The sequence below is a fragment of the Pseudomonas sp. TH04 genome (assembly GCF_016651355.1).
GTDB classification, from domain to species: Bacteria; Pseudomonadota; Gammaproteobacteria; order Pseudomonadales; family Pseudomonadaceae; genus Aquipseudomonas; species Aquipseudomonas fluorescens.
Genome location: NZ_JAEKEA010000001.1, coordinates 2740128 through 2764889, shown reverse-complemented (window position 1 = coordinate 2764889; position 24762 = coordinate 2740128). Strand labels below are relative to the sequence as shown.

General features: G+C 61.6%; 19 protein-coding genes. 8 read left to right on the top strand and 11 right to left on the bottom strand.

The genetic code is table 11. The annotated features are described in order from the left end of the window. Positions 1-11: 11 nt before the first annotated feature. From mksF to mksB, 3 genes are read right to left on the bottom strand one after another with little or no spacing between them, the layout of a single operon-like run. Positions 12-2852, bottom strand: a complete 2841-nt coding sequence (gene mksF, locus JFT85_RS12550) for an Mks condensin complex protein MksF (RefSeq protein WP_069551921.1) — start codon at positions 2850-2852, stop codon at positions 12-14. After that, positions 2849-3556: an Mks condensin complex protein MksE gene (gene mksE / locus JFT85_RS12545; RefSeq protein WP_053254204.1), complete on the bottom strand. Its 708-nt coding sequence runs from the start codon at positions 3554-3556 to the stop codon at positions 2849-2851. Before mksE ends, mksF begins: the two co-directional genes overlap by 4 nt. Then, a complete protein-coding gene (gene mksB, locus JFT85_RS12540; protein ID WP_053254205.1) occupies positions 3546-4838 on the bottom strand; it encodes an Mks condensin complex protein MksB in 1293 nt (430 codons plus the stop codon). Before mksB ends, mksE begins: the two co-directional genes overlap by 11 nt. A gap of 187 nt (positions 4839-5025) precedes the next feature. Between mksB and JFT85_RS12535 the strand changes: the two genes are divergently transcribed. Together JFT85_RS12535 and rimI are read left to right on the top strand one after the other, a co-directional pair. Then, positions 5026-5769 (top strand): hypothetical protein, encoded by a 744-nt coding sequence (locus JFT85_RS12535; protein ID WP_053254206.1) that lies wholly within the window; start codon positions 5026-5028, stop codon positions 5767-5769. Beyond that, on the top strand, positions 5762-6214 hold the full coding sequence (gene rimI, locus JFT85_RS12530; protein WP_003188286.1) for a ribosomal protein S18-alanine N-acetyltransferase: 453 nt from the start codon (positions 5762-5764) through the stop codon (positions 6212-6214). The genes JFT85_RS12535 and rimI overlap by 8 nt, the downstream gene beginning before the upstream one ends. 118 nt (positions 6215-6332) lie before the next feature. Here rimI and JFT85_RS12525 read toward each other — a convergent pair whose 3' ends face one another. Further along, on the bottom strand, positions 6333-6737 hold the full coding sequence (locus JFT85_RS12525) for a hypothetical protein (RefSeq protein WP_053254207.1): 405 nt from the start codon (positions 6735-6737) through the stop codon (positions 6333-6335). Positions 6738-6890: 153 nt separating this feature from the next. On the opposite strand from JFT85_RS12525, the gene can reads away from it, so the two are divergent. After that, positions 6891-7535 carry a carbonate dehydratase gene (gene can, locus JFT85_RS12520; RefSeq protein WP_053254208.1) on the top strand — a complete coding sequence of 215 codons (645 nt, stop codon included), beginning with the start codon at positions 6891-6893 and terminating at the stop codon, positions 7533-7535. Here can and JFT85_RS12515 read toward each other — a convergent pair. The 4 genes from JFT85_RS12515 to JFT85_RS12500 form a co-directional block, all read right to left on the bottom strand. Then, positions 7532-8056 (bottom strand): SET domain-containing protein-lysine N-methyltransferase, encoded by a 525-nt coding sequence (locus tag JFT85_RS12515; protein WP_201229935.1) that lies wholly within the window; start codon positions 8054-8056, stop codon positions 7532-7534. The two genes, can and JFT85_RS12515, sit on opposite strands and share 4 nt — an antisense overlap. Before the next feature lie 146 nt (positions 8057-8202). Beyond that, entirely contained in the window at positions 8203-9372 is a 1170-nt protein-coding gene (locus JFT85_RS12510) for a hypothetical protein (RefSeq protein ID WP_201229933.1), read from the bottom strand. Positions 9373-9494: 122 nt separating this feature from the next. Then, entirely contained in the window at positions 9495-11195 is a 1701-nt protein-coding gene (gene acpA, locus JFT85_RS12505) for an acid phosphatase (protein WP_053254211.1), read from the bottom strand. A gap of 262 nt (positions 11196-11457) precedes the next feature. After that, positions 11458-12876, bottom strand: a complete 1419-nt coding sequence (locus tag JFT85_RS12500) for a short-chain fatty acid transporter (RefSeq protein WP_053254212.1) — start codon at positions 12874-12876, stop codon at positions 11458-11460. A gap of 186 nt (positions 12877-13062) precedes the next feature. Between JFT85_RS12500 and JFT85_RS12495 the strand changes: the two genes are divergently transcribed. After that, complete coding sequence (locus JFT85_RS12495) at positions 13063-14352, top strand: MFS transporter (RefSeq protein WP_187601891.1); 1290 nt, start codon at positions 13063-13065, stop codon at positions 14350-14352. Between the two features lie 3 nt (positions 14353-14355). Here JFT85_RS12495 and JFT85_RS12490 read toward each other — a convergent pair whose 3' ends face one another. After that, positions 14356-15726, bottom strand: coding sequence for a GntT/GntP/DsdX family permease (locus tag JFT85_RS12490; RefSeq protein ID WP_069551925.1), 1371 nt, complete (start codon positions 15724-15726; stop codon positions 14356-14358). Positions 15727-15942: 216 nt separating this feature from the next. Here JFT85_RS12490 and JFT85_RS12485 point away from each other — a divergent pair, with 216 nt between their 5' ends. The 4 genes from JFT85_RS12485 (at position 15943) to JFT85_RS12470 (ending at position 22477) form a co-directional block, all read left to right on the top strand. Then, positions 15943-16848: a cation diffusion facilitator family transporter gene (locus JFT85_RS12485; RefSeq protein WP_201229931.1), complete on the top strand. Its 906-nt coding sequence runs from the start codon at positions 15943-15945 to the stop codon at positions 16846-16848. Positions 16849-16957: 109 nt separating this feature from the next. Then, positions 16958-18178: a TolC family protein gene (locus tag JFT85_RS12480; protein WP_053254216.1), complete on the top strand. Its 1221-nt coding sequence runs from the start codon at positions 16958-16960 to the stop codon at positions 18176-18178. An 18-nt stretch (positions 18179-18196) separates the two neighbouring features. Then, positions 18197-19303, top strand: a complete 1107-nt coding sequence (locus JFT85_RS12475; protein ID WP_053254217.1) for an efflux RND transporter periplasmic adaptor subunit — start codon at positions 18197-18199, stop codon at positions 19301-19303. Positions 19304-19321: 18 nt separating this feature from the next. After that, positions 19322-22477 carry a CusA/CzcA family heavy metal efflux RND transporter gene (locus JFT85_RS12470; protein WP_201229929.1) on the top strand — a complete coding sequence of 1052 codons (3156 nt, stop codon included), beginning with the start codon at positions 19322-19324 and terminating at the stop codon, positions 22475-22477. On the opposite strand, the gene JFT85_RS12465 is transcribed toward JFT85_RS12470, so the two are convergent. Beyond that, entirely contained in the window at positions 22392-23828 is a 1437-nt protein-coding gene (locus JFT85_RS12465) for a heavy metal sensor histidine kinase (RefSeq protein WP_201229927.1), read from the bottom strand. The two genes, JFT85_RS12470 and JFT85_RS12465, sit on opposite strands and share 86 nt — an antisense overlap. Beyond that, entirely contained in the window at positions 23825-24499 is a 675-nt protein-coding gene (locus JFT85_RS12460; protein WP_053254221.1) for a response regulator transcription factor PcoR, read from the bottom strand. Before JFT85_RS12460 ends, JFT85_RS12465 begins: the two co-directional genes overlap by 4 nt. Positions 24500-24762: the final 263 nt, after the last annotated feature.

The window sequence follows — 24762 nt, the reverse complement described above, 5'->3', positions numbered from 1 at the left end:
AGTGCTGTGGATTAAACCTCATCCAGCTCCGGCTCATCCGCCAGCACATTCACCGTTGCCTTGACCGCATCGTGACGACGGATGTACTTCCAGTCCGCCTCATCGATGTAGATGCCATTCGGTCCGCTGCCACCTTCCAGGTCGATCGCCACCTGGGCGGACACCTGCGGTTTCACACTGGCCAGGATTGGCACAAAGCCCAGCTGCAAACTGGTTTCGAGCAGCGCTGCCTGGTTCTTCTCATCGATGTCTGCCGCTTCATCGAGGTAGTACGGCAAGCGCACACGGCCGGCCTGGTCACGGTCCATCAAGTGCAGCAACAAATACATGTTGGTCAGGGCCTTGATGGTCATGGTCGTGCCGTTCGACGCCGCGCCATCGATATCGGTGTGAATCACTGGCTGGCCGTTCACCTTGGTGATCTCGAACGCCAGCTCGAACAGGTCCTTGAGGCCCAACTGGTTATGATTGGCAGCCACCAGGCGCGCGAGGTATTCCTTGGCCTCTTCGTTCTTGTTGTCCTGCTCGGCGCTCTGGCTGAGGTCGAACACCGACAAGGTCTCGCCTTCTTCATATTGACCGGCACTGTGGATGATCTGGTCAATATGCTTGAGGGCTTCCTTGTTCGGCGCAAGCACGATGCGAAAGCTCTGCAGGTTGGAGACCTGGCGCTTGTTGATCTCGCGGTTGAACAACGCCAGTTGGTGCTCAAGGCTGTCGTAGTCGCTGCGGATATTGCGCAGGGTCCGCGCGATATCGGTGACCGCCGCGCGGCGCGCCTTGCCCAGCGTCAGGGCTTCATCGGTACGGTGCGCATAGGCGTTGATCAGTAGCTGCAGGCGACGCTCCACGTCGTCTTCGCTGTCAAACTTGGCCACACCCTTGAGGCGCACCTGGGCGTAAAGCGCTTCGATCTGGCCGTCGGCGCGCAGCAAACCTTGCCAGCTGTCCTGATAGTCATTGAGCAACGGCAGCAAGTTATCCATGGAGTCGTCGACCGGGTCCATGAACGGCGTGCCGAACGGCAAGTCCGCCGGCAGTAACTGACGGCGGCGCAGCGCGTCATCCAGCGTGCGCTGTTTGGCTTCCATATCGCCGATCTGACGCCCGACCAATTGCAGCTTGGCCGACAGCTGCTGGACGCGCTCGGTAAACGCATCGCTGGAGCGCTTGAGCTCATCCTGCGCCGCTTCCATCTGCGCCAGGTGTTCGAGTTTCTCGCCTTCCTCGGCGCTCAGGGTTTGCGCGCGGCGGAAATCTTCCAAGGCCTTCTGCGCATCCAGCACTTGCTGGTACAGCGCTTCGGTCTGCGTCTTGCTCGCCGCCCGGTCGGAGGCGACGGCCTGTTGCGTCTTGAGCTGCTTGAGTTCTTTTTCCAGGCGTTCTTTCTGGTCACGCAACGCCGCGCGATCCGCCAGCGCCTGCAATGCAGGTGGTTCGATGTGGGAAATGTCGATAGACAGCCCCGGCACTTCGAAACGCTCGCCTTTGAAGCCGTCGAGGATCTGCTCCAGGGATTTGACCCACTGGCCGTCCTCATCCAGCGTGATGCCGTGTTCGCCCAATGGCAGGCTGAACAACGAACTGTTGAACAGACGCATCAGACGCTCGACGTCCTGCTGTGAGAATTCTTCACGCAGTTTGGCGTAGCTGTTGTTGTCCGCGTGATCGAGTTGCTGCTTGACCGACTTCAGGCGTTTTTCCAGGTCGCGCAAACGCTCGTCCAGATCCTCGGCGCTGAACTGCCGCGACTGCGCCAGGGCGCCAGCGAGTTCATCGTGGGCATCTTTGGCCGCCAGCAATTGCTGCTCCAGCACCTTGACGTCATCCACCAGTGCAAAGCGATGCTTGAGTACCGACAGCTCGCCCAACCAACGCTGGATGCCGCTGATTTCCCGCTCCAGGCGCATCAGCTCCTGCGTGCCGCCACGCTGATCGTTTTGCAGCGCGTCCTGCTCGTTGCGGTAGTGCTCGGCCTGGATCGTCAGTTCTTCCTTGCGCGCACTGGCGTAGTCCGACCACGTGCCGAGCAGCGAGTCCAGCAGCGGCGACAGGCGATGCAATTTGCCGCGCAGAATGTCGCGCTGTTTGACGCCATTGGCGAGCGCTTCAACCAACGGCCCGGCGGCCACCAGCGAGTTGTAATCCTGCTCCATGCGTCGTACATCGCGGAAGGCTTCTTCGCACGCGGCGATGTAATCGACACTGCCGGAACGCAAGCTGTGTTCGAAAGCATCCAGGAACAGCTGCTTGAGCTTGGCCGCGGTGATTTCGCGCATGTGCAACAGGTTGATAAACAGCGCGCGGAAGGTCTTCAAGCTCTGCTCGCTGGTGGAGCGCAGCGGAATCAGGGTCAGGTCGAGCGGCACCGACGTGTGGCCACCCACCAATAAACGGCGCAGTTCATCCGGCTTGAGTTCGTAGGCTTTCAGGCCTTCGCGTTCAAGGTTGGTGAACAACTCTTTCTGGCGCAGGCACGTGTCGTTTTTCTGGTAGTGGGCCAGGTCAAGCTTGCCGGCGTAGGCGAAGAACTGGTGACCGAAACCACCGCCCGGGCCGCGCCCGACCACGCCGATCACGTGGGGGCCGTGGGGCAGCGAGACTTCCACGAGGATGTAGCTGGTGTCAGTGGCAAAGTAGAAGCGCCGCGATTGCTCCAGGGTGTACTTGCCAAAACTCATGTCCGACATGCGCGCCAGAATCGGAAACTGCAGGGCGTTGATCGAAGCGGATTTACCCAGGTTATTCGCGCCGTACACCGACAGCGGCTCTTCCAGCGGGAACAAACCCAGGCTGTAGCCGGCGGTGTTCAATAGGGCGAAGCGGCGGATGCCGTAGCGTTCCTTACTCATGCGTCGGTCTCCTGTTCTTCGGCAATGGCACGTGCCAGGGCGTCTTCTTCGCTTTCGTCCGAGAAGTCACTCAAGTCGAGGGGGTCATCGGTCTTCAACAGTTTTTCGTCGCTGTCTTCATCGATGATCACCGGCGCCGGCAATGGCAACACGCTGTGCACGCTGGCGGCGAGGTCGCGGTCCTGCTGCACCGACAGGCACACATCGAGGAAGCGGTGCATCGGCGGCAGGAAGCGATAGATACCGTTGTCCTCGCTGGCGAAACCCAGCTGGGTCATGCGGCGCATGATTTTTTCTTCGAGCTCTTCCTGGGTTTGCACTTCGGCCTGAATAAACAGGTCGCGGTACTTCTCCAGCAACGACGGCAACTCATCGCGGCCCAGGCTGCCGCCGTCGAGCACGGCGATCGGGTCGCGGCCCTGGTCGGCCAGGTGCTCGACGATGATGAAGGTAAACAACGCCAGGCGCTGGGCGGTCTTGTTCACCTGCGCGCTGGCAATGGCGGAGTCCGGCACGAAGTAGTAGAAACCGCGCGTATCGCAGACCAGTTCGAAGCCCAGGGCCTTGAACAGCGTGCGGTACTGGTCCTGGAAGTTCGACAGTTGTGCGTACAGCTCCGGGTCACGGCGGCTGACGTGGTAACCCTTGAACAGCTCGCGAAAGATCGGCGCCAGCTGGGACAGTTCGGAGAGATCAAGATGCATGCGAAGTCCTTACAGAAGCGGTGCTCGCAGAGGTGTCGGCGGCGTCAGGCGTGGCCGGGAGCAGGGCGAATGAGCGCAGGCTGACCTGGTGCTCGTGTGTGTGGTAATCGCGGCGTTCCAGGCGTTCGCGCTTGAAACGTTTCTCGCGTGAGAGTCGCGAGAACCAGTACAGCAATTCGTCGGTGGCCCCGTCCGGCTCCTGCTCCAGCAGCCAGGTCATCAGGTCCGGCATCGGCAGCGCGTCTTCGCAGCGTTCGAGCATTTCCTTGACCGTGCGCGGTGCACGCTGGGCTTCGCCCTTGTGGGATTTGTGCGCCTTGGGGAACCGCGCTGGTTTAGGTTCGAAATTCGCCAGGGCATACACATACGCTTCGACCTGACTGGCGCTGCCAAGGAAGGTGCTTTGCGGCCGAGTGAACATCGGCATCGCTGCCTGTGGCACCGCGTCCAGGCCTTTACGGCGGATGGCTGACAGCGCCAACGCCGCGCCACGGGTCACGGCGTTGTGCCGACGTGCTTCTTCACGCAGCGGCAGCAGCAGTTCGCGGGCATGACGCAAGGTCAGCTGGGCGCTGGTCTGCATTTCGAGGATGCGCGCGTGGGTGCGCAGCAGCATGTCATCGTCCACCAGGTGGCCAAGGCGCTGTTGCTCGGTCAGCATGCGCAACAGCACGTTTTCGACCTTGCGCACGCCTTGCTCGAAGGCGCCGTCGGCGTTCACCAGTTGGATCATTGGTTCGACATATTCGTCCCAGGTTGCCAAGACCTCGGCATAACGCTGGCGCAACGGGATCTGGCGGTCGCTGGTCTTGGCGCGGTCGGCCACGGCAGCGAGGGCCTGTTCGTCGTTGGCGAGTTTTTTCAGCACATCGCGTACGCGCATATCCAGCAGGCGCAGTTGACGGGCCAGGTCGTGGCCGTCGCGGATGTCGAAGGCGTCCTGGATGTAGCCGGCCAGGCGCTCAAGGTGGCGCAGGTAGGCTTCGATTTCCAGGCACAGGCCAAGCCGGTGCTCCTTGCGAAGATAAGCCAGGAAGTCGTGGATCTGTGCATTGAGCTCGAAACGGTTCGGGCTCTTGGCCACAGGCACCAGGATGTCCAGGCGAATCCACACGTCCAGCAGGCTGGTGATGTCCTGGGGCGTGCTGTCCAGTTGTTGGGCGGCCAGTTGTGCGCGCAGCTCGCCAAGGCTCAAGGTGCCTTGGTCAAAGTGTTCGCACAGTGGCTCAAGTAAGGCCCAGTGTTCGGCGAGGGCGCGCAGGACGCGCTTGGGTTCGATCATGGGAATGGCCGGCTGGTTGGCGATTAAAAGTCGCGATTGTACTGCATCAGGCGCGGGATTTATCCACAGCCGGTCAGTGCGCAGTGGGCGATTGTTAGCGAACAGCGGTAGAATCCCCGCTCTTTACTTATCCACAAGTGGCCGAGCTGTGCTTATCGAGTCCCGACGTCGCGCTTACTTGACCGCCATGCAGGTGGTCAACTGGCTGCCCCGCACCGAACTGCCATTTGCCGCCCCATCGCGGCCCGAGCTGCTGCAGGCGCCTGAGCCCTATGAGGCGTTCGAGGTTTCAGGCGAGGAGGCGGCCGCGCCGGTGGCGGTGGCCAAGCCGGTACCCGAGGCGCGTCCTGTGGTCGAACGGGCGAAGGTCGAAGTACCGCGCCCGTCACCGGTCGCCAAACCCGTGGTGGCCGAAGAGGCCACGCCGGTGGTCAAGGCCCCGGTGGTGCCGCCGCCACGCTTTGCCCTGCAATTGCTGCGGGCGGGGCGTTGCCTGCTGTTGGTGGAATTGCCCACCGGCGAACGCTTCCAGACCCGCGACCCGGCCTACATGCTGCTAAAAGACATGCTGCGCGCCGCCGGCCTGCCCGACAGCCCGCAAATCGTCGGCGACCCGGTGCGCTGGCCATTGTTGGTGCGCGGCACCATGGACCAGGGCCCGGAAGCCGCGCGGGATTTTGTGCAAGGTTTTGTGTCGGCGCGCCTGGAAGACGAACCCTGCGTGTGCCTGTGGTTGATCGGCCTGCCCGCTGTGCGTTTTGCCGGCGAAGCGAATGCCGAAGCCTGGTACCGCGAACTGCAGGTCGAAGGTCTGGGCTCGGTATGGGCCCTGCCGGGCCTGGAATTATTAATGGAAGAGCCACAGCGTAAGGCTGATGTCTGGCAAGCCATGCGCCGGCTGATGGCGCGCTGGAAAACAACCGATGAGTGAGGCTTTATCCTTCCGCCCGATGACCGAGGCCGACCTCGACGCGGTGCTGAAAATCGAATACGCGGCGTTCAGCCATCCCTGGACTCGCGGGATTTTTCTCGACGGGCTGGGCAAATACCAGATCTGGCTGATGTTCGAGGGCGAGCAGCAAGTGGGCCACGGTGTGGTGCAAATCATCCTTGATGAAGCGCATTTGCTGAATATCACCGTCAAGCCGGAAAACCAGGGCCGTGGTTTGGGCCTGGCGCTGCTGGAACACTTGATGTCCCGCGCGTATGCCGCCAATGCCCGGGAATGCTTCCTGGAAGTACGTGACAGCAACACCGGCGCGTTCCGTCTGTATGAGCGCTACGGTTTCAACGAGATCGGCCGTCGACGCGATTACTACCCCGCCGTGGGTGGGCGCGAAGACGCAGTCGTGATGGCCTGCACCTTGGTCGATTGAACACCTAACCCATGTGAGAGCCGGGCTTGCCCGCGATAGCCGTGTTGGATTCACTGCCGCCATCGCAGGCAAGCCAGCACCCACAGGGACCCCATTTCACAATGAGGCCTGTGGTGTGTCAGCGGTTGCCGTCTACCGGGTCGAGATCAGCCAACTCGGCTTCATCCAACCCATTGCCGCCGCCGATCTCGTCTTCATCGACGATGCTCAGATCGTAATCCGCCGGGCTGTCTTCACCTTCCTCCCGCGCATCCCGGGCGCCGTCCTCATGAATCAGCGTTTCCGGGCTCATGTCATCATCGGTGGGTTCGTGGTCCTGCGTTGAAGCGCCGGTCATTCCGGCTTCGCGAACCCGCTCGTCGGGCATCAGGTGCTCACGCTCACCCGCTGGGAGTTCGTCGCCGATTTCCGCCGTCGGCTCTTCCTCGTCAAAATTCAGCTCGCGTATCGAGCCCATGCGGTCTTCATTGTCATCAATCGGTTCCGGCTGTGTAGCGCCGTAGGGACGTCGTGAATCTGTCATGGCCAATCCTCATGCTGTGGGGCTTATAGTGTGTGGACAGGCACGGCTCCCCAAAGATTCAAGCTAATTAACACCGGTCTATTCTTGAACCGGGCGTGACCCGGACGGGCGGTCGTCTGTCAAAGCTGCGCATCATTCCTGAGGCTTTCCCTGATGAACGAACTACAAGACCTGCTTGATAACAACGAACGCTGGGCGGATGCGATCAAACAGGAAGATCCCGAATTCTTCGCCAAGCTCGCCCGCCAGCAAACCCCGGAATACCTGTGGATCGGCTGCTCCGACGCCCGCGTGCCGGCCAACGAAATCGTCGGCATGCTGCCCGGTGATCTGTTTGTGCACCGCAACGTGGCCAACGTGGTATTGCACACCGACCTCAATTGCCTGTCGGTGATCCAGTACGCGGTCGACGTGCTCAAGGTCAAACATATCCTCGTGACTGGCCACTACGGCTGCGGCGGCGTGCGTGCGTCCATGCAGGACCGCCAGTTCGGCCTGATCGACGGCTGGCTGCGCACCATTCGTGACCTCTACTACGAAAACCGCGAGCTGTTGGCCCAGTTACCCACTGAAGAAGAGCGCGTCGACCGCCTTTGCGAGCTGAACGTGATTCAACAGGTGGCCAATGTGGGTCATACCAGCATTGTGCAAAACGCCTGGCACCGTGGGCAGAGCCTCTCGATCCATGGCTGTATCTATGGCATCAAGGACGGTCGTTGGAAGAGCCTGAACACCACGATCAGTGGTTTCGAGCAACTGCCACCGCAATATCGCTTGCGGCCAGTGGGCGAGGTCTAAGGCCGTTTGCGCTGCCGCCACTGGGTCATGAAGGCCTGACCGTCGGCGTTCAAGGGTTCTGCACTGCCGGTGATCCACCCCCGGCAGTTCAGCTCGCCGCATTGGCAAGCGAACTGCCGGAACAGCGTGTCCTCGGTATTGGCGTAGTCCGTCGTCAGCAGGTCGCCTGCAGCGATGGCTTGCACCGTCCAGACTTCCAGGTACGTGGCATCGAAAAACACATTCGGGTTGCACGAGTGCGAGAGCAGGCCGCTGAACCACGGGTCATACAAGTGAATGCGTGATGACAGTTGCAGGGTATGCAAGCGGCGTTCGCTCAGGGCGTAGCCGGAAACTCTGGCAATGCGCGTGCGGCTGTCAAAGGCAACGCACGCCTTGATGCGGGCACCCGGCCCAGTTGCGTCCTGTACCACCTGGAAGTGGGCGTTCGAGGGGTAACCGTGTTCAACGAGCACTGTCTTGAACGGGTAAAGGCCGTCACTCACAGCGGTTTTAGCCTGATCCATGGCTTGAGTCTTCATAACTCTCCTGGGTTGGGCTGCATCGACCTGCGAAGGGGGCTGACTACCAGTCTTGCAGCGGATGGGTGCGGCCCAAGATTCGCTGAAGTTGGATCCGATTTCTACTGTCAAATCTGACAGTAGAAATCGGTTATAGCGTGCTCGGCTTACAGCGCTGGGGCTAGGACAGCCGGGGTTGGAGCGGCGTCCTTCAGTTGTTTCAACTGAGCCTTGATGACGGGTGTGGCGCACTTGGCGTTGGCTTGCTCGGGGGTCAGATTGCGCACCGAGGTGTAGAACAACTCACAGGTCTGTTCCTTGCGCGTGACCTGCCAGGTATTCATGCACGCCTTGAGCAGTACATTCGCATCGCTGGCGGGTTTCTGCCCCATGCCGGCTTGCCAGCACGCGGCGCTCAGGTCCTGCCCCATCACCTTCAAGCCGGCCTCATCGGCTTTCTGTTCATTACCGTCGTAAGTTGCCGGATCTGCTGCGTACCAGATGTAACTCGGGTGGTTGGCGCCCAGTACCGACACGGTCTTGCCGGCTGTCGGGCTGATCTGCGCCAGGCCCAGCACGCCCACAGTCTGGCCATATTGTTGCTTGATCCAATTACGCACCGGCGCGCCGAACGCCACCATTGGCAACGAGCCATTGGCGCGCAGGCTCAACTCCCTGACCATGCGTGTCTGGTAATCGGCGAAGTAGCCGTAAACGTTTTCGAGGTCCTTGCCCGCATTAGAGGGCGCGGCGATCGGCGCGATATCGATGATGGTCTGATAGGCCGGTGTTTCGGTGGCGGGGATGCCATTGTCGGTGAGCAACGTGGCCCAGCGGTCGGTGGTCGCCGATTCCAGGTAATCCTGGGCCTGGGTCAGCGAATAGTCCGGCGGGAAGTGCAGCAGTTCGATGCTCTTGCGATTTTCCAGGGCCATGCCCAGCGGCAGGAACAGGTACCAGTTGTAAGCCCACTTGCCGTCGCTGTTGAGCTTGCTGGCGCCTTGGTAGGCCAGGTCGGCGGTGTTGAGCAGCGTGGTCAGTGGCTGGCCATAGTGGTCGGGTACGCCGCTGAACGTGGCTGAGACCTGGCCGTCATGGGTTTTTACACTGACCTTGGCGCGGCTATAACCGTCGCGCTGCAGGCTTTGGTTCAGATAGTGCTCGGCGGTCTGCTCCAGCGTCCATGGCCGAAAGCAGATCACGTTGCAGTTATTGGGGAACGCAAACAACTGGGTGACCCGCTGCGTGCTGCCCAATGGTACTTCGATGTCGGCCTGTACGACCGCACTGGCGAGCAGTGCGGCCAGGGTGAAGGACAGCCTGGTCGGTTTAAACATAGTTGTTTCCTTGTCAGCGAAAGCCCGTCTGCGCGGGGTGAAAGCCCACTTGCACACAGTAGCGGTTGACCAGGAAAACCGCGTGCTAAATCGCTGGGCATGTCGCTATTGGATAAGAAAACCTACACCTTGAACTGCAAGGCGTTGCTCAGATCGCCCATGGGCTTCTGGCCGCGCGCAATCATGGCGTCGTCGCGCAGCTTGAGGCCGTCCAGTTTTTCCAGCTGGAACACGCGGGTGATCAAGCGCAGGATCGACGCGGTGTCGTACACCGTATGGTCGACTGTGCCTTTGCGCGCAAACGGCGAAATAACCAACGCCGGGATACGCGTGCCCGGGCCCCAGCGGTCGCCTTTGGGCGGTGCAACGTGGTCCCACCAGCCGCCGTTCTCATCGACGGTAATAATCACCACCATGTTTTTCCACTGCGGGCTCTCCTGCAACACTTTCAGGGCGCGGGTGATATGGCGGTCGCCGGAGGCCACGTCGGCGTAACCGGCGTGCATGTTGAGGTTGCCCTGCGGTTTGTAGAAGCTCACCGCCGGCAGTGTCCCCGCCTGGGCATCCGCGAGGAAGTGATTGGTGCTCGGCTCATCGCCCAGCCCACCGTCGCGCAGGCGTTTCTTGCGCTCCAGCGGATTTTCCGGACCTTGCTGCTTGAAGTAGTTGAACGGCTGGTGGTGATACTGAAAGCTGGGGATCTTGGGAATCGCCGCCGAATCCTTGTGCTCGTCGATCGTCGCCTGCCAGGCACCGCCGTACCAGGCCCAATCGACGTTCTTCTTCGACAGCTTGTCGCCGATGTGTTCGTGAGACTGCGGCACCAGCACGCTGGGCAGGTCGGGTTTGGCGTAGTCCGGGCGCTCCGGGTCGCGGATCCAGGTGGGCCAGTACGGAGGCGCCATGGTGTTTACCGCATAGCCGTCCGGCGTCAGTGCGCTGGGCCCGAACTGCGGCGGGCCGGTCATGGCGCTGGCCGGTGACTTGTCCAACGGCTTGAGGCGCGTGTCGGTTGGGTCGTCGCTCTGCAGCGTGGCGATCTGCGATTTAGCCACCGAGTTGGCGGCATCCGGGTAAAACGGCACTTGAGCACTGATCAAGTATTGGTGGTTGAGGTACGAACCACCAAAGGCACCCTGGAAGAAGTTGTCGCACAACACGAACTCCCTGGCGACGTCCCACAAGCGCAGCGAGTAACGCGTTTGCGGGTAATAGCCAAACGTCAGCGCACCGGAGTCGGCCCAGGCGACAAACAGGTCGTTCTTGCCGCCATTGATCTGCATCTGGTTCTGATAGAACACATGCCACAGGTCGCGGGTGACCAAGCCCAACGGCAGGTCTTCGCCGTTCGGCCCCTTCAATGCGTAGGGCGCGTTGGGCAAGTGTTCCTGATATTGGGTGGCGTTGGGGTAAAGCACGCCGTCAATCGTCTGCGGCCCCAACTGAGTGACGCCGCCCCATACCTGCGGCAGCGTCTCCAGCAGGCTGCCGTCGCGGTCGCGCTGCTGATAGTCGGCGGGCTTGAGAGCGGACAGTGGGCTTTGCACACCGGGGAAGTCGGCAAACAGATTGTTGAAACTGCGGTTTTCGCCGTAGATGACCACCACATTCTTCACGTTATCGTGCAGGGCCTTGTCCAGCTCAGCTGGCGACAGTTCGCGGGTGACTACCGGCCCAGGCGGTTCAGCGGGCCCACCGCAGGCGCTCAGGGTCGCCCCGGCGCCCAGTACGGCAACCCCTCCTAAAAAGCGTCGACGGCTTGAATCGGGGAGCGTATCGGCGGCATTTTGGGTGGCTTTCGGGTCTTCGGTTTCTTCGGTCATCCGAGGCATCTCACGGCTGTTTTTGGTTTATTTGTTGCTGGATGTTTCGTTGAAAAGGCATCAAATATGGCAAAGCTTAAACGCTTCAGTCTATAAGGCGAGGCCTTAGGGCATAAGGGTTCTGATGATGACTATCGGGTTTCGTAACGTGGCCGCGCTGCAATGCACCCTGTGCCCCGTGATCGATTGACGGTCGATCAAGGGGCCAGAGGCGGTGCCGGGCCTGAGGGCGAAGCTTAAGCAGGCAATGTGACAGAAGCGTTTACGGCATCACGGGAGGCAGGTATTTGAGCGTGGTGCCCAGCGCCCAAAGCAGGAACAACACCAACGGCGTGTGCACCAGCAGTTGCACAAACGAGAAACCAATCAGGTCTCGTGCCTTCAGCCCCAACACGCCGAGCAACGGCAGCATGTAGAACGGGTTGATCAAGTTCGGCAGCGCCTCGGCAGCGTTGTAGATCTGTACCGCCCAGCCCAAGTGGTATTGCAGCTCATTGGCCACTTGCATCACGTAAGGCGCTTCGATGATCCACTTGCCGCCCCCCGATGGAATAAAGAAACCCAGCACCGCCGAGTACACGCCCATCAACAACGCATAGGTGTCGTGAGAGGCGATGGAGGTAAAGAAGGTCGAGATATGGTGCGCCAGGGTCTGGCCGTCGCCGCCCTTGACCACGGTCATCAATGCAGCGATCGAGCCATACAGCGGAAACTGGATCAGCACGCCGGTGGTGGTCGGCACGGCACGCGCCACTGCATCGAGGAAACTGCGCGGGCGCCAGTGCAGCAGTGCGCCAACCATGATGAACAGGAAGTTATAGGTGTTCAGCCCTGAAATGGCGCTGATCGCCGGCTTGGTCGAAAACTCATGGAATAACCAACCGGCCGCCAGCAATGCCAGCAGAATGGTCAGCAGCGGGCTGTGCTCCAACCATTCGCCCGGACGGCTTGGCGCTTGAATCTTGGGCAGGTTGAAGGCCGGGTCAACGCCGCAGGCTTTGGCATCACGGGCGCTGTTCGGCCCAGGCGCGGTGGCGTAGGCGATGATCAGCGAAACCACGATCAACGCCAGCAACATCACCCCGGATTGCCACAGAAAGATCGTCTCAGTGAACGGAATCACCCCGGTAATCGACAGAATCGACGGCGGCAAGCTGGCGGGGTTGGCCTGTAGTTGCGCGGCCGACGACGACAGCCCCAACGCCCACACCGCGCCCAGGCCCAGGTAGGCGGCGGCCCCGGCTGCGCGGTAATCCATGCGCAAATCCGTGCGGCGGGCGAGCGCGCGCACCAGCAAGCCGCCGAACACCAGGGACAAGCCCCAGTTGAGCAGGGAGGCGACCATCGAGATCAACGCCACCCACGCCACAGCCGAGCGGCCGTTTTTCGGGATGCGCGCCAGGCGGTCAATCAGCTTCACCGCCGGTGGCGAGCTGGCCACCACATAACCGCCGATCACCACAAACGCCATCTGCATGGTGAACGGGATCAGGCTCCAGAACCCATCACCGAAGGCTTTGGCGGCCTCGGTCGGCGCGGCGCCCATGCCCAGGGTCGCCACGGCGACGATAATCACGGCGAGGGCGGCAAACACCCAGGAGTCAGGAAACCAGCGTTCGGCGAAGTTGGAGCAACGCAGGGCAAATCGGGCATAGCGGCTTTCTTCGATAGCATCGGCCACGAGTCTTTCCTCTTGTATTTATTATGGGTTTTGGCAGTTTTACGGCATGTTCCTCTACGCCCATTGATTTGGGAATGTAGTTATCTTCATTGATCCATGAGTAAAACAAATATATCTGTCGCGATTGCCATCATTGGGCTCAGCTCATAACCTGCACGCCATTTTGTTTGTCTGCCGAGCCTCCACATGACTGCCACCTTTTCCCCACAGGCGCAGCGTTTTTCCCGCTCCGACTACAAAACCCTGGGCCTGGCCGCCCTCGGTGGCGCCCTGGAAATCTACGACTTCATTATTTTCGTGTTCTTTGCGCTGACCCTCAGCCAGCTGTTTTTCCCACCCGAAATGCCCGAGTGGCTGCGCCTGCTGCAAAGCTTCGGCATCTTTGTCACCGGCTACCTGGCGCGCCCGCTGGGCGGCATCCTGATGGCGCACTTTGCCGACCACCTGGGGCGCAAACGCGTGTTCAGCCTGAGCATCCTGATGATGGCGCTGCCCTGCCTGCTGATCGGGATCATGCCGACTTACGCACAAATCGGTTATTTCGCGCCGCTGATCCTGCTGGCGCTGCGCGTGCTGCAAGGCGCTGCGGTGGGCGGCGAAGTGCCCAGCGCCTGGACCTTCGTCGCCGAGCACGCGCCGCGCCAGCACCGTGGATATGCCTTGGGCTTCCTGCAAGCCGGCCTGACTTTCGGTTACTTGCTCGGCGCACTCACCGCGACCGTGCTGGCGCAACTCTTCACCGCCGCCGAAATCCTCGATTACGCCTGGCGCTTCCCGTTCCTGCTCGGCGGCGTGTTCGGTGTGATTGGTGTGTGGTTGCGCCGCTGGCTCAACGAAACCCCGGTGTTCCTCGAAATGCAGGCCCGCCGCCAGGCCGCCGCCGAACTGCCTCTGCGCACCGTGCTGCGCGACCATCGCGCGGTGTTGCTGCCGGCAATGCTCCTCACCTGCGTGCTCACCTCGGCCGTGGTGGTGCTGGTGGTCATCACCCCGACCATGATGCAAAAAACCTTCGGCATGAGCCCCAGCCACACCTTCGCCTTGAGCGCGCTGGGCATTGTTTTTCTGAATATCGGTTGTGTACTGGCCGGCCTGCTGGTGGACCGCATCGGCGCCTGGCGCACGGTGCTGGTCTATAGCCTGTTGCTGCCGGTGGGCATTGCGGTTCTGTATGCCAGCCTGATCAGCGGCGGCGTGTGGCTGGGGGCGGCGTACGCTGTGGCGGGCTTGAGTTGCGGGGTAGTGGGCGCAGTGCCGTCGGTGATGGTCGGCCTGTTTCCGGCGCCGGTGCGGGTGTCCGGGATTTCCTTTACCTACAACATTGCCTACGCGCTGTGGGCGAGTACCACACCGCTGTTGTTGATTGCATTGATGCCGACGAGCTCGTGGATTTGCGTGGGCTATTGCGTAGTGATGGGCGCGGTCGGGGTGGTGAGTGTGGCGCTGTTCGGCAAGCGCCACACCTTGGCGACCTGAGGGTCAGGTCAGGAAGTGCCAGAGCAATAGCGTACCGACCAGCCCGACCACCGAAACAATCGTCTGCAACACCGACCACACCCAGATCGTCTGTTTGAGTTGCAAGCCGAAGTACTCACGCACCATCCAGAACCCGGCGTCGTTGACGTGGCAGAAGAACACCGAGCCGGCGCCAATCGCCAATGCCACCAATGAACTCTGCGTCGCCGCCAGCCCGGCCATCATCGGCGCGAGGATGCCCGCGGTTGTGGTGGTGGCGACCGTTGCCGAACCGGTGGCCTGGCGCAGGGCCACGGCAATCAACCAGGCCAGCAGCAGATACGGCATGTGCGCGCCTTCGGCGACCTTGCTGATGGTCTGGCTGACGCCGGCATCCAGCAGGGTTTGCTTGAGGCCGCCGCCAGCGCCGATGGTCAGCAGCAACACGGCGATCGGCGCGAGGGCTTTGCGCAGGGTGTTGCCAACGTCGGCACGCGGCATACCGGCGGCCCAGCCGAGGCAGACCACCGCGGCGATCACCGCCAGGCCGAGCGCGATCAGCGGTTCACCGAGAAACTTCAAGGTCAGTGCCAGCGGGTTTTCCGGCGACATGGCGACCTTGGCCAAGGTGCTGCCTAGCATCAAAATCACCGGCAGCAAAATGATCAGCAGCGACACCCCGAAACTCGGCTGGCGCGGCGCCTTGGGCGGTGCGCTGAACAGCGCGCCGATGTCCGCCGGTTCATCCACGTGCATGCGCTTGGACAGCCAGTTGCCATAGAGCGGGCCGGCCAGGATCACCGCCGGTACTGCCAGGCAGAAGCCCAGCAACATGGTCAGGCCGAGGTCGGCGTGCAACGCGCTCACCGCAATCAGCGGTCCCGGATGCGGCGGCATCAGGGCGTGCAGGGTGGTCATGCCGGCCAGTGCAGGGATGGCGATTTTCAACAAGGGCTGGTTCGAACGTTTGGCCATCACAAAGATGATCGGCACCATCATCACCAGGCCGACTTCGAAGAACAGCGGCAAGCCGATCACCATGGCCACCAGCGCCATTACCCAGGGCAATGATTTGCCTTTGCCCAGCCCGAGCAGGGTGGTGGCGATACGGTCGGCCGCGCCGGATTCCGCCATCAGCGCACCGAGCATCGAGCCCAGCGCGATGATGATCCCGGCTTCACCAAGAATCGCCCCGGCGCCTTTGCTGAACGCTTTGGCGACTTCCTCAGGCGGCAATCCGGCGCCGACGCCGGCGATGAATGTGCCGATCAAAATTGACAGGAACGGCGGCAGCTTGGTCGCGCTGATCAACACAATAATGCTGGCGATGGCCAGCAGGACACAGAACATGAGGCGGGTGTCGTGGACCATCCACGCGGCAGTCGATAACTCCAAAACGGGACTCCTTATCGAACAGGTTGGCTAATATGTTTCTTTTTGTTTCCTGCTCGAAAAGCATACCCGATAGAACTGTGCCAGAGCGTTCATGTGCGATTTTGGTGCGCGTCATCTAACGGCGGGCTGTCGCGCAGATGACATATTTGCAACCCATGCGCGAAGATTTGGCCTATAGCTCTATGATCAACGGACCCCACCCTTTGAGGACATTTCATGAGCGCAGGACATAACCACGGCCAGGTACGCGCCGGCCACGAGCGTCTTCTATGGATCGCCCTCGGGCTGACCGGCAGCTTCATGATTGCCGAGGTGATCGGCGCGTTTATCACCGGCAGCCTGGCGCTGTTGTCCGACGCCGCGCACATGATGACCGACGCCCTGGCCCTGGCGATTTCCCTGGTGGCCATCCAGGTTGCCAAACGCCCTGCCGACCGCAAGCGCACCTTTGGTTATGCGCGTTTCGAGATTCTGGCGGCGGCTTTCAATGCGCTGCTGCTGTTCGGCGTGGCGTTTTACATCCTGTATGAGGCCTATCAACGGCTACAGGCGCCGGCTGAAATCCAGTCCGCCGGCATGCTGGTCATTGCGGTGCTGGGGCTGATCGTCAACCTGATTTCCATGCGCCTGCTCAGTGCCGCCAGCGGCGAAAGCCTCAATGTGAAGGGCGCTTACCTCGAAGTCTGGAGCGACATGCTCGGCTCTATCGGCGTGATCATCGCGGCCGTGGTGATCCTGTTCACCGGTTGGGGTTGGATCGACTCGGTGGTGGCGGCGGCGATTGGTTTCTGGGTGTTGCCGCGCACCTGGACGCTGCTCAAGGAAAGCATGAACGTGCTGCTGCAAGGTGTGCCGGACGGGGTTGATATCGATCAGGTCGAGCAGGCCATTCGCAAGGTGCCCGGGGTCAAGGACATACACGACCTGCATATCTGGGCCCTGACCAGCGGCAAGAATGTGCTGAGCACTCACTTGGTGGCGGACTCGACGCTCGGCACCGAGCAGCAGATCCTCACACTGGTGACGGAAGTGCTGCACGAACAATTCGATATTTCCCACGTCACCTTGCAGGTTGAAGGCGAAGGGTTTCATCACGATGACCATGACGACCTGCACGCCTGATTCTCGCTAACGGATTTGTAATGTTCTGCCCACCGCCCTGATAAGTACCGAAGGCTACATTGCCCCCGCTGGGAAACCTCAGCGACTTCATGGGCGTGGAACTTTCGTTATGGCAATTTCGGTTAAAACACTGTTGGGGGCGACTGCGTTGTGGCTGGCCGCCAGTGCGGTCCAGGCGCAAACCCTCACGCTTGATAGAGCCCTGCAAACCGCGTTTGCCAACAACCCTGACCTGGCCGCCGCGCAATGGGAAATCGACATCGCCCAGGGCGGTCGCCAACAGGCGGGCTTGATGCCCAACCCGGTGGCCTCCTGGGATGCTGAAGACACCCGCCGCAACACGCGCACCACCACGATCAAACTCAGCCAGACCCTGGAGCTGGGCGGCAAGCGCGGTGCGCGGATTGACCTGGCAACCCGCGCCCAGGACGCTGCCGCACTGACCCTGGAGCAGCGTCGCAACGACCTGCGCGCCGATGTGATCGACAGCTATTACGGCGCCCTACGGGCCCAGGAGCGCCTCGACCTGGCGCAACGCTCTGTGGCCCTGGCCGAGCGCGGCCTGGTGGTCGCCAACGGCCGTGTCAGGGCCGGCAAGTCGTCACCGGTCGAAGCGACCCGCGCGCAGGTGCAGGTCTCGCAGATTCGCCTGGAAATGGACCGTGCGCAGATCGGCCTGAGCGACGCCTATCGCCGCCTCGCAGCCATTACCGGCAGCGCCGCGCCGGACTTCCAGGCGGTTGCGACGCAAAGCCAATCTGCGCCGCCATTACCGGCCTTCACACCGCTGCTGGCGCGCCTTGAGCAAACCACGCAGCTGCGCCTGGCTGAACTGCACATTCAGCAAAACGAAGCCAGCGTAGGCCTGGAAAAAGCCCAGCGGATTCCCGACCTCGACGTGTCGATCGGCAGCCAGTACGACGCCGGCGTGCGCGAGCGGGTCAACCTGGTGGGCGTGTCGATGCCGATCCCGCTGTTCAACCGCAACCAGGGCAACGTGCTCGCCGCCAGCCGCCGCGCCGACCAGGCCCGTGACTTGCGCAACGCCACTGAGTTGCGCCTGCGCACCGAAACCCGCCAGGCCCTGGACCTGTGGCAAACCGCGAATACCGAAGTGCGCGCCTTCAACCAACAGATCCTGCCCGCCGCCCAAAGCGCGGTGGACAGCGCCACCCGGGGTTTCGAGATGGGCAAGTTCAACTTCCTCGACGTGCTCGACGCTCAGCGCACCTTGATCGCCGCCCGCACCCAGTACCTCACGGCGACTGCCCAGGCCACCGACGCCTGGGTACGCATCGAACGGATTTACGGCGACCTCGCCCAGTTCTGATTTTTTCTGGAGTTTTTTATGAAGCATAAACACGGTGTGGCGCTGGCCGTCGCCCTGGGCCTGATGCTGTCTGGGTTTGCAAACGCCGAAGAAGAGGAGGGCGCACTCGAACTCACTGAGCAGCAGATCCAGGCCGCCGGTATTCAACTCGCCCAGGCCCAGCCACGCGCCATCAGCAGCCTGCTGACACTGCCGGGAGAAGTGCGTTTTGATGAGGATCGCACCTCGCACATCGTCCCGCGCGCGGCCGGTGTGGTGGAGGCGGTGCAGGTCAACCTCGGCCAGTCGGTTAAGAAGGGCGAGCTGTTGGCGGTGATCGCCAGCCAGCAAATTTCCGACCAGCGCAGTGAGCTGGCAGCCAGTGAGCGGCGGGTCGAACTGGCGCGCACCACCTTCCAGCGCGAGCGCCAATTGTGGCAGGACCAAATCTCCGCCGAGCAGGATTACCTGCTGGCGCGCCAGGCCTTGCAGGAAGCTGAGATCGCCCTGAACAACGCCCGCCAGAAAATGACTGCCCTCAGTGGCAGCGCCGTCCTGGTCGGCGGTAATCGCTATGAACTGCGTGCTCCCTTCGCCGGCATGGTGGTGGAAAAGCACCTGGGCGTCGGCGAGGTCGTCAGCGAAACCAGCAACGCATTTACCCTCTCGGACCTGTCGCAGGTATGGGTCACCTTCGGTGTCTTTCCCAAAGACTTGAACAAGGTGCGCGTGGGTAAACCGGTGAAGGTCAGCTCTACGGAAATGGGCACCGACGTGCTCGGCACCGTGGCCTACGTCGGCAACTTGCTCGGCGAGCAGACGCGTACCGCCACCGTGCGCGTGAACGTGCCCAACCCCGACGCCGCCTGGCGCCCCGGGCTGTTTGTCACCGTGCAATTGGCCACTGACACCTACCAGGCCAAGGTCACCGTGCCTCAAACCGCGATTCAGACCATCGAGGACAAACCCTCGGTGTTCGTGCGCACGCCGGACGGTTTCATCACCCGCCACCTTGAGCTGGGCGTGAGTGAAAACGGCTACGTCGAGGTGCGCCAGGGCCTCGACGCCGGGGCACAGGTGGCGACGGCCGGCAGCTTCATCCTCAAGTCCGAACTGGGTAAAGGCTCGGCCGAGCACGCCCATTGATCCTGCGAGTGATTCCCCATGTTTGAGCGCCTTATCCAATTTGCCATCGAGCAGCGCATCATCGTGCTGCTGGCCGTGCTGTTGATGGCCGGTGTCGGCATCGCCAGCTATCAGAAATTGCCCATCGACGCGGTACCCGACATCACCAATGTGCAGGTGCAGATCAACTCGGCGGCGGCCGGGTTTTCGCCGCTGGAAACCGAACAGCGCATTACCTTTCCGATCGAAACCGCGATGGCCGGGTTGCCGGGTCTGCAGCAGACGCGGTCGCTGTCGCGCTCCGGTTTGTCCCAGGTGACGGTGATTTTCAAAGACGGTACCGACCTGTTCTTCGCCCGCCAATTGGTCAATGAGCGCCTGCAGGTCGCCCGTGGACAATTGCCTACCGGCATCGAAACCGCCATGGGGCCGATTTCCACCGGCCTCGGGGAAATTTTCCTGTGGACCGTCGAGGCCGAGGACGGCGCACTCAAAGAGGACGGCACGCCCTACACGCCGACCGACCTGCGCGTGATCCAGGACTGGATCATCAAGCCGCAACTGCGCAACGTGCCGGGTGTGGCCGAGATCAACACCATCGGCGGCTTTGCCAAGGAATATCAGATTGCCCCGGACCCCAAGCGCCTCGCGGCCTACAACCTGACGTTGAGCGATTTGGTCACGGCCCTTGAACGCAATAACGCCAACGTCGGTGCGGGTTACATCGAGCGCAGCGGCGAGCAACTGCTGATCCGCGCACCGGGGCAAGTGGCGTCGATTGATGACATCGCCAATATCGTGATCACCACTTCCGATGGCACGCCGATCCGCGTGCGCAATGTGGCGCAGGTCGACATCGGCCGTGAGCTGCGCACCGGCGCGGCCACCGAAAACGGCCGTGAAGTGGTGCTGGGCACGGTATTCATGTTGATCGGTGAAAACAGCCGTACCGTGTCCCAGGCGGTGGCGAAAAAACTCGCAGAGATCAACCGTTCGCTACCGGCAGGCGTGGTTGCCGTGACCGTGTACGACCGCACCAACCTGGTGGAAAAAGCCATCGCCACCGTGAAGAAAAACCTCTTCGAAGGTGCGCTGCTGGTGGTTGCGGTGTTGTTCCTGTTCCTGGGCAACATCCGCGCGGCGTTGATCACCGCAATGGTGATTCCCCTGGCGATGTTGTTCACCTTTACCGGGATGTTTACCAACAAAGTCAGCGCCAACCTGATGAGTCTTGGCGCACTGGACTTCGGCATTATCGTCGACGGCGCGGTGGTGATCGTCGAGAACGCCATCCGCCGCCTGGCACATGCGCAACAGCGCCACGGCCGTTTGTTGACCCGCAGCGAGCGGTTGCACGAAGTGTTCGCGGCGGCCAAAGAGGCGCGGCGGGCGCTGATCTTCGGGCAACTGATCATCATGGTGGTTTACCTGCCGATCTTCGCCCTCACGGGTGTGGCCGGGAAGATGTTCCACCCGATGGCCTTCACCGTGGTGATCGCGCTGCTGGGTGCGATGATTCTGTCGGTGACGTTCGTGCCGGCCGCGATTGCGCTGTTCGTCACCGGCAAGGTCAAGGAAGAAGAAAACCTGGTGATGCGCACGGCGCGGCGGGTCTATGCGCCGGTGCTGCACTGGGTAATGGCGCGCCGTCCATGGGTGTTTGGCTTGGCAGTGTTGACCATCGTCGCCTCTGGGGCGCTGGCCAGCCGCATGGGCAGTGAATTCATCCCCAGCCTCAGTGAAGGTGACTTCGCCCAACAGGCCCTGCGCGTGCCGGGCACCAGCCTGACGCAATCGGTGCAGATGCAGCAGCAGCTTGAGAAAACATTGCTGGCCCAGGTGCCGGAAATCGAACGGGTTTTTGCGCGCACCGGCACCGCAGAAATCGCCTCAGACCCGATGCCGCCGAATATTTCCGACAGCTACGTAATGCTTAAACCGAAGGCGCAGTGGCCCGATCCAAACAAATCCCGCGAGACGCTGATTGCCGACATCCAGCGCGCCAGTGCGATTGTGCCGGGCAGTGCGTATGAACTGTCGCAACCGATCCAGCTGCGCTTCAACGAGCTGATTTCCGGGGTGCGCAGTGATGTGGCAGTGAAGGTGTTTGGTGACGACATGGCGGTGCTCAACAAGACCGCCGCGGAAATCGCCGAGACCCTGCAAAAGCTCGAAGGCGCCTCGGAAGTCAAGGTCGAACAGACCTCCGGTTTGCCGGTGCTGACCATCAATATCGACCGCGAGAAGGCCGCGCGTTTCGGCCTGAATGTGGGCGATGTGCAGGACACCATTGCGGTCGCCGTGGGCGGGCGTCAGGCCGGTACGTTGTACGAAGGTGATCGCCGCTTTGACATGGTCGTGCGTTTGTCCGACGCGCTACGCACCGATATCGATGGGCTGTCACGGCTGCTGATTCCGGTGCCGGCGCTGGCCGGCAGTGCGGCTGGGCAGTTGGGCTTTATTGCCTTGTCCCAGGTCGCCAGCCTGGACCTGGTGCTCGGCCCCAACCAGGTCAGCCGCGAGAACGGCAAGCGCCTGGTGATCGTCAGCGCCAACGTGCGCGGGCGGGATATCGGTTCGTTTGTCGAAGAGGCCGAGGCAGCCATCAACACACAGGTGAAAGTCCCCGCCGGTTACTGGACCACCTGGGGCGGCCAGTTCGAACAGTTGAAGGAAGCGTCCGAGCGTTTGCGCATCGTGGTGCCAGTGGCGTTGCTGTTGGTGTTCGGGCTGTTGTTCATGATGTTCAACAACCTCAAGGACGGCCTGTTGGTGTTTACCGGGATTCCTTTCGCATTGACGGGTGGGATCATGGCGCTGTGGCTGCGCGATATTCCATTGTCGATTTCGGCGGGGGTGGGCTTTATCGCCTTGTCCGGTGTCGCGGTGCTCAACGGGCTGGTGATGATTGCCTTCATCCGCAACCTGCGTGAGGAAGGGCGCGCGTTATCGGTGGCGGTCAACGAGGGCGCGCTGACCCGATTGCGCCCGGTATTAATGACCGCGCTGGTGGCGTCCCTGGGGTTTATCCCGATGGCCCTGGCCACCGGCACCGGCGCCGAAGTGCAGCGCCCGTTGGCGACGGTGGTGATTGGCGGGATTATTTCTTCTACGTTGCTGACCTTGCTGGTGCTGCCGGCGCTTTATCAGTGGGCGCATCGCAAGGAAGAGGAAACACCAGGCGAAACACGGTGAAACCACCGGGCAGGCTGCGCACTTCAGCCTGCCCCTGGTGCAGGGTCATGATCGAGCGCACGATGGCCAGGCCCAGGCCGGTGCCACCCTCGGTGCGAGCGCGGCTGCTGTCGACACGGTAGAAGCGTTCGAACAGGTGCGGCAGGTGGCGCGCTTCGATGCCGGGGCCAGGGTTGCTGACCGACACCGACGCCGTGCTCCCGTAGGCTTCCACCAGCAGCGAAATATGCGAGCCCGCCGGGCTGTGGCGGATGGCATTGGACAGCAGGTTCGACAGGGCGCGCTGGATCATCAGGCGATCGCCGTGCACCTGAGCATCGCCGCTGAGGGTCAGGGTCAGTTGTTTGTCTTCGGCACTGAGGGCGAACAAGTCCATCACCCGCGCCGTTTCAGCCGCCAGCGACACCGCCGCGAACGAAGCGCGTGCCGCCGGGTGGCTGACCTGGGCCAGAAACAGCATGTCGGAGATGATACGCGCCAGGCGCTCCAGCTCTTCGGTGCTGGATTCGAGCACGGCTTTGTATTCGTCAGGCGGGCGCTGGCGCGACAGCGTCAACTGGGCTTTGCCCATCAGGTTGGTCAGGGGCGCGCGCAATTCGTGGGCAAGGTCATCGGAGAATTGCGACAGTTGCTGCACCCCAGCGTCCAGGCGATTGAGCATCACATTAAAGCCTTGCGCCAACTCGCCCAGCTCTTGGGGCAGGTTATCGACGGAAAGGCGATGGGTGAGGTCCTGAGTGGTGACTTTGGCCGCCACATGGCTGAACTGTTTCAACGGCGCCAGGCCGCGCTGCACCAGCCACCAGGCACCCATGCCGATCAGCAGCAGCAGCATGGGCAAGGCGATCACCGTGGCGCGCAGATAGGCACTGAGCAGCGCTTGATCGTCGGTGCGGTCCAGGGACAGCAGCACGCGTACACGTTCGCCGCTGGCCAGGCGCATCAGGCTGGAGGCACTGAGCACCTGGTTGCCATAACTGTCGGTCCAGTTGAGGTAACCGAGGGTTTCCCGAGGGGTGAAGTCCGTGAGCAAAGGCGTCTGAGGCTTGGCCCCGGTGCTCAGCAGCACGCTTTCGTCGGGGGCGGTGCCGACGATGGTCAGGTAGAAGTTGTCATGGCCGATCACCAGGTCCATCAGTGAATGCGGGCGGGCGCGAATGGTGTTCAGGTCCATGCCCTGGGCCACGCTGTGCTGGATCTGTTCCATCTTGCTTTCCAGGCCCTTGCGCGCCAGCTTTTCCAGTTCGTGGGTCAGGGCCAGGTACGCCAGGGTTGCCAGCAACAGCACCAGGCCCGCGCCCATTACACTGACCGTCAGCCCCAGGCGCATCGACAAACTGCCGGTTTTCATCCGCGCGCCTCCAGCACATAACCCACGCCGCGAATGGTGTGGATCAGCTTGACCTCGCTCTGGTCATCGACCTTGGCCCGCAGGCGGCTGATGGAGACTTCCACCACATTGGTGTCGCAGTCGAAATTCATGTCCCACACCAGCGAAATGATTTGCGTGCGGGTCAGCACTTCGCCGGTTTGGCGCATCAACACCTGCAGCAGGGCGAACTCTTTGGTGGTCAGGTCGATCCGTCGGGAGCCGCGATACGCGCGATGGCGGCGCGGGTCCAGCTCCAGGTCCTGCACGCTGAAGACTTCCGGTTGCGGGATATGCTCACTGCGGCGCAGCAGGGTGCGGACCCGCGCGAGCAATTCGGGAAACTCGAAAGGCTTGACCAGGTAATCATCGGCGCCCATGTCCAGGCCTTTGATCTTGTCGGCCAGCCGGCCACGCGCGGTCAGCATCATCACCCGTTGCGTGCCGTTGCGGCGCAATTGTTCGAGCACTTCCCAGCCATCCTTGCCCGGCAGGTTGACGTCAAGAATGACCAACTCATAGGCGTGCTGCCCGGCCAGGTGCAGGCCGTCGATACCATTGGACGCGCAATCGACCACATAGCCACTTTCACTCAGGCCTTGCTGCAAATAGTCAGCGGTTTTTTGCTCGTCCTCAACCACAAGGATACGCATAGAAAATTTACCTTTTACTGAAGGAGAAGAGGTCCATTTCCCTATGGAGGCAGGTGTCTTGAGAGTAGGGAAATTCTGAAGTCTGAAGTAGCTTCAGGGTCAACTGCGACCATTGGTCGCGACTCAGCCAGCGGGCAAAAAAAACGCCCCAGCGGGGCGTTAAAAATTCATCTCTTTCCAAAGGAGCTACACAAAAGCTTCAGAGATGAATGTGCTCGGTGCAACGAAGTTGAAGCGAGTATAGGAAGTTCAACTTAACGAGA

Bases quoted from the DNA above. Each gene is read 5' to 3' on its own strand.
- mksF (WP_069551921.1), bottom strand. From the start codon at position 2,852: ATGAGTAAGGAACGCTACGGCATCCGCCGCTTCGCCCTATTGAACACC.
- mksE (WP_053254204.1), bottom strand. From the start codon at position 3,556: ATGCATCTTGATCTCTCCGAACTGTCCCAGCTGGCGCCGATCTTTCGC.
- mksB (WP_053254205.1), bottom strand. From the start codon at position 4,838: ATGATCGAACCCAAGCGCGTCCTGCGCGCCCTCGCCGAACACTGGGCC.
- JFT85_RS12535 (WP_053254206.1), top strand. From the start codon at position 5,026: ATGCAGGTGGTCAACTGGCTGCCCCGCACCGAACTGCCATTTGCCGCC.
- rimI (WP_003188286.1), top strand. From the start codon at position 5,762: ATGAGTGAGGCTTTATCCTTCCGCCCGATGACCGAGGCCGACCTCGAC.
- JFT85_RS12525 (WP_053254207.1), bottom strand. From the start codon at position 6,737: ATGACAGATTCACGACGTCCCTACGGCGCTACACAGCCGGAACCGATT.
- can (WP_053254208.1), top strand. From the start codon at position 6,891: ATGAACGAACTACAAGACCTGCTTGATAACAACGAACGCTGGGCGGAT.
- JFT85_RS12515 (WP_201229935.1), bottom strand. From the start codon at position 8,056: ATGAAGACTCAAGCCATGGATCAGGCTAAAACCGCTGTGAGTGACGGC.
- JFT85_RS12510 (WP_201229933.1), bottom strand. From the start codon at position 9,372: ATGTTTAAACCGACCAGGCTGTCCTTCACCCTGGCCGCACTGCTCGCC.
- acpA (WP_053254211.1), bottom strand. From the start codon at position 11,195: ATGACCGAAGAAACCGAAGACCCGAAAGCCACCCAAAATGCCGCCGAT.
- JFT85_RS12495 (WP_187601891.1), top strand. From the start codon at position 13,063: ATGACTGCCACCTTTTCCCCACAGGCGCAGCGTTTTTCCCGCTCCGAC.
- JFT85_RS12485 (WP_201229931.1), top strand. From the start codon at position 15,943: ATGAGCGCAGGACATAACCACGGCCAGGTACGCGCCGGCCACGAGCGT.
- JFT85_RS12480 (WP_053254216.1), top strand. From the start codon at position 16,958: ATGGCAATTTCGGTTAAAACACTGTTGGGGGCGACTGCGTTGTGGCTG.
- JFT85_RS12475 (WP_053254217.1), top strand. From the start codon at position 18,197: ATGAAGCATAAACACGGTGTGGCGCTGGCCGTCGCCCTGGGCCTGATG.
- JFT85_RS12470 (WP_201229929.1), top strand. From the start codon at position 19,322: ATGTTTGAGCGCCTTATCCAATTTGCCATCGAGCAGCGCATCATCGTG.
- JFT85_RS12465 (WP_201229927.1), bottom strand. From the start codon at position 23,828: ATGAAAACCGGCAGTTTGTCGATGCGCCTGGGGCTGACGGTCAGTGTA.
- JFT85_RS12460 (WP_053254221.1), bottom strand. From the start codon at position 24,499: ATGCGTATCCTTGTGGTTGAGGACGAGCAAAAAACCGCTGACTATTTG.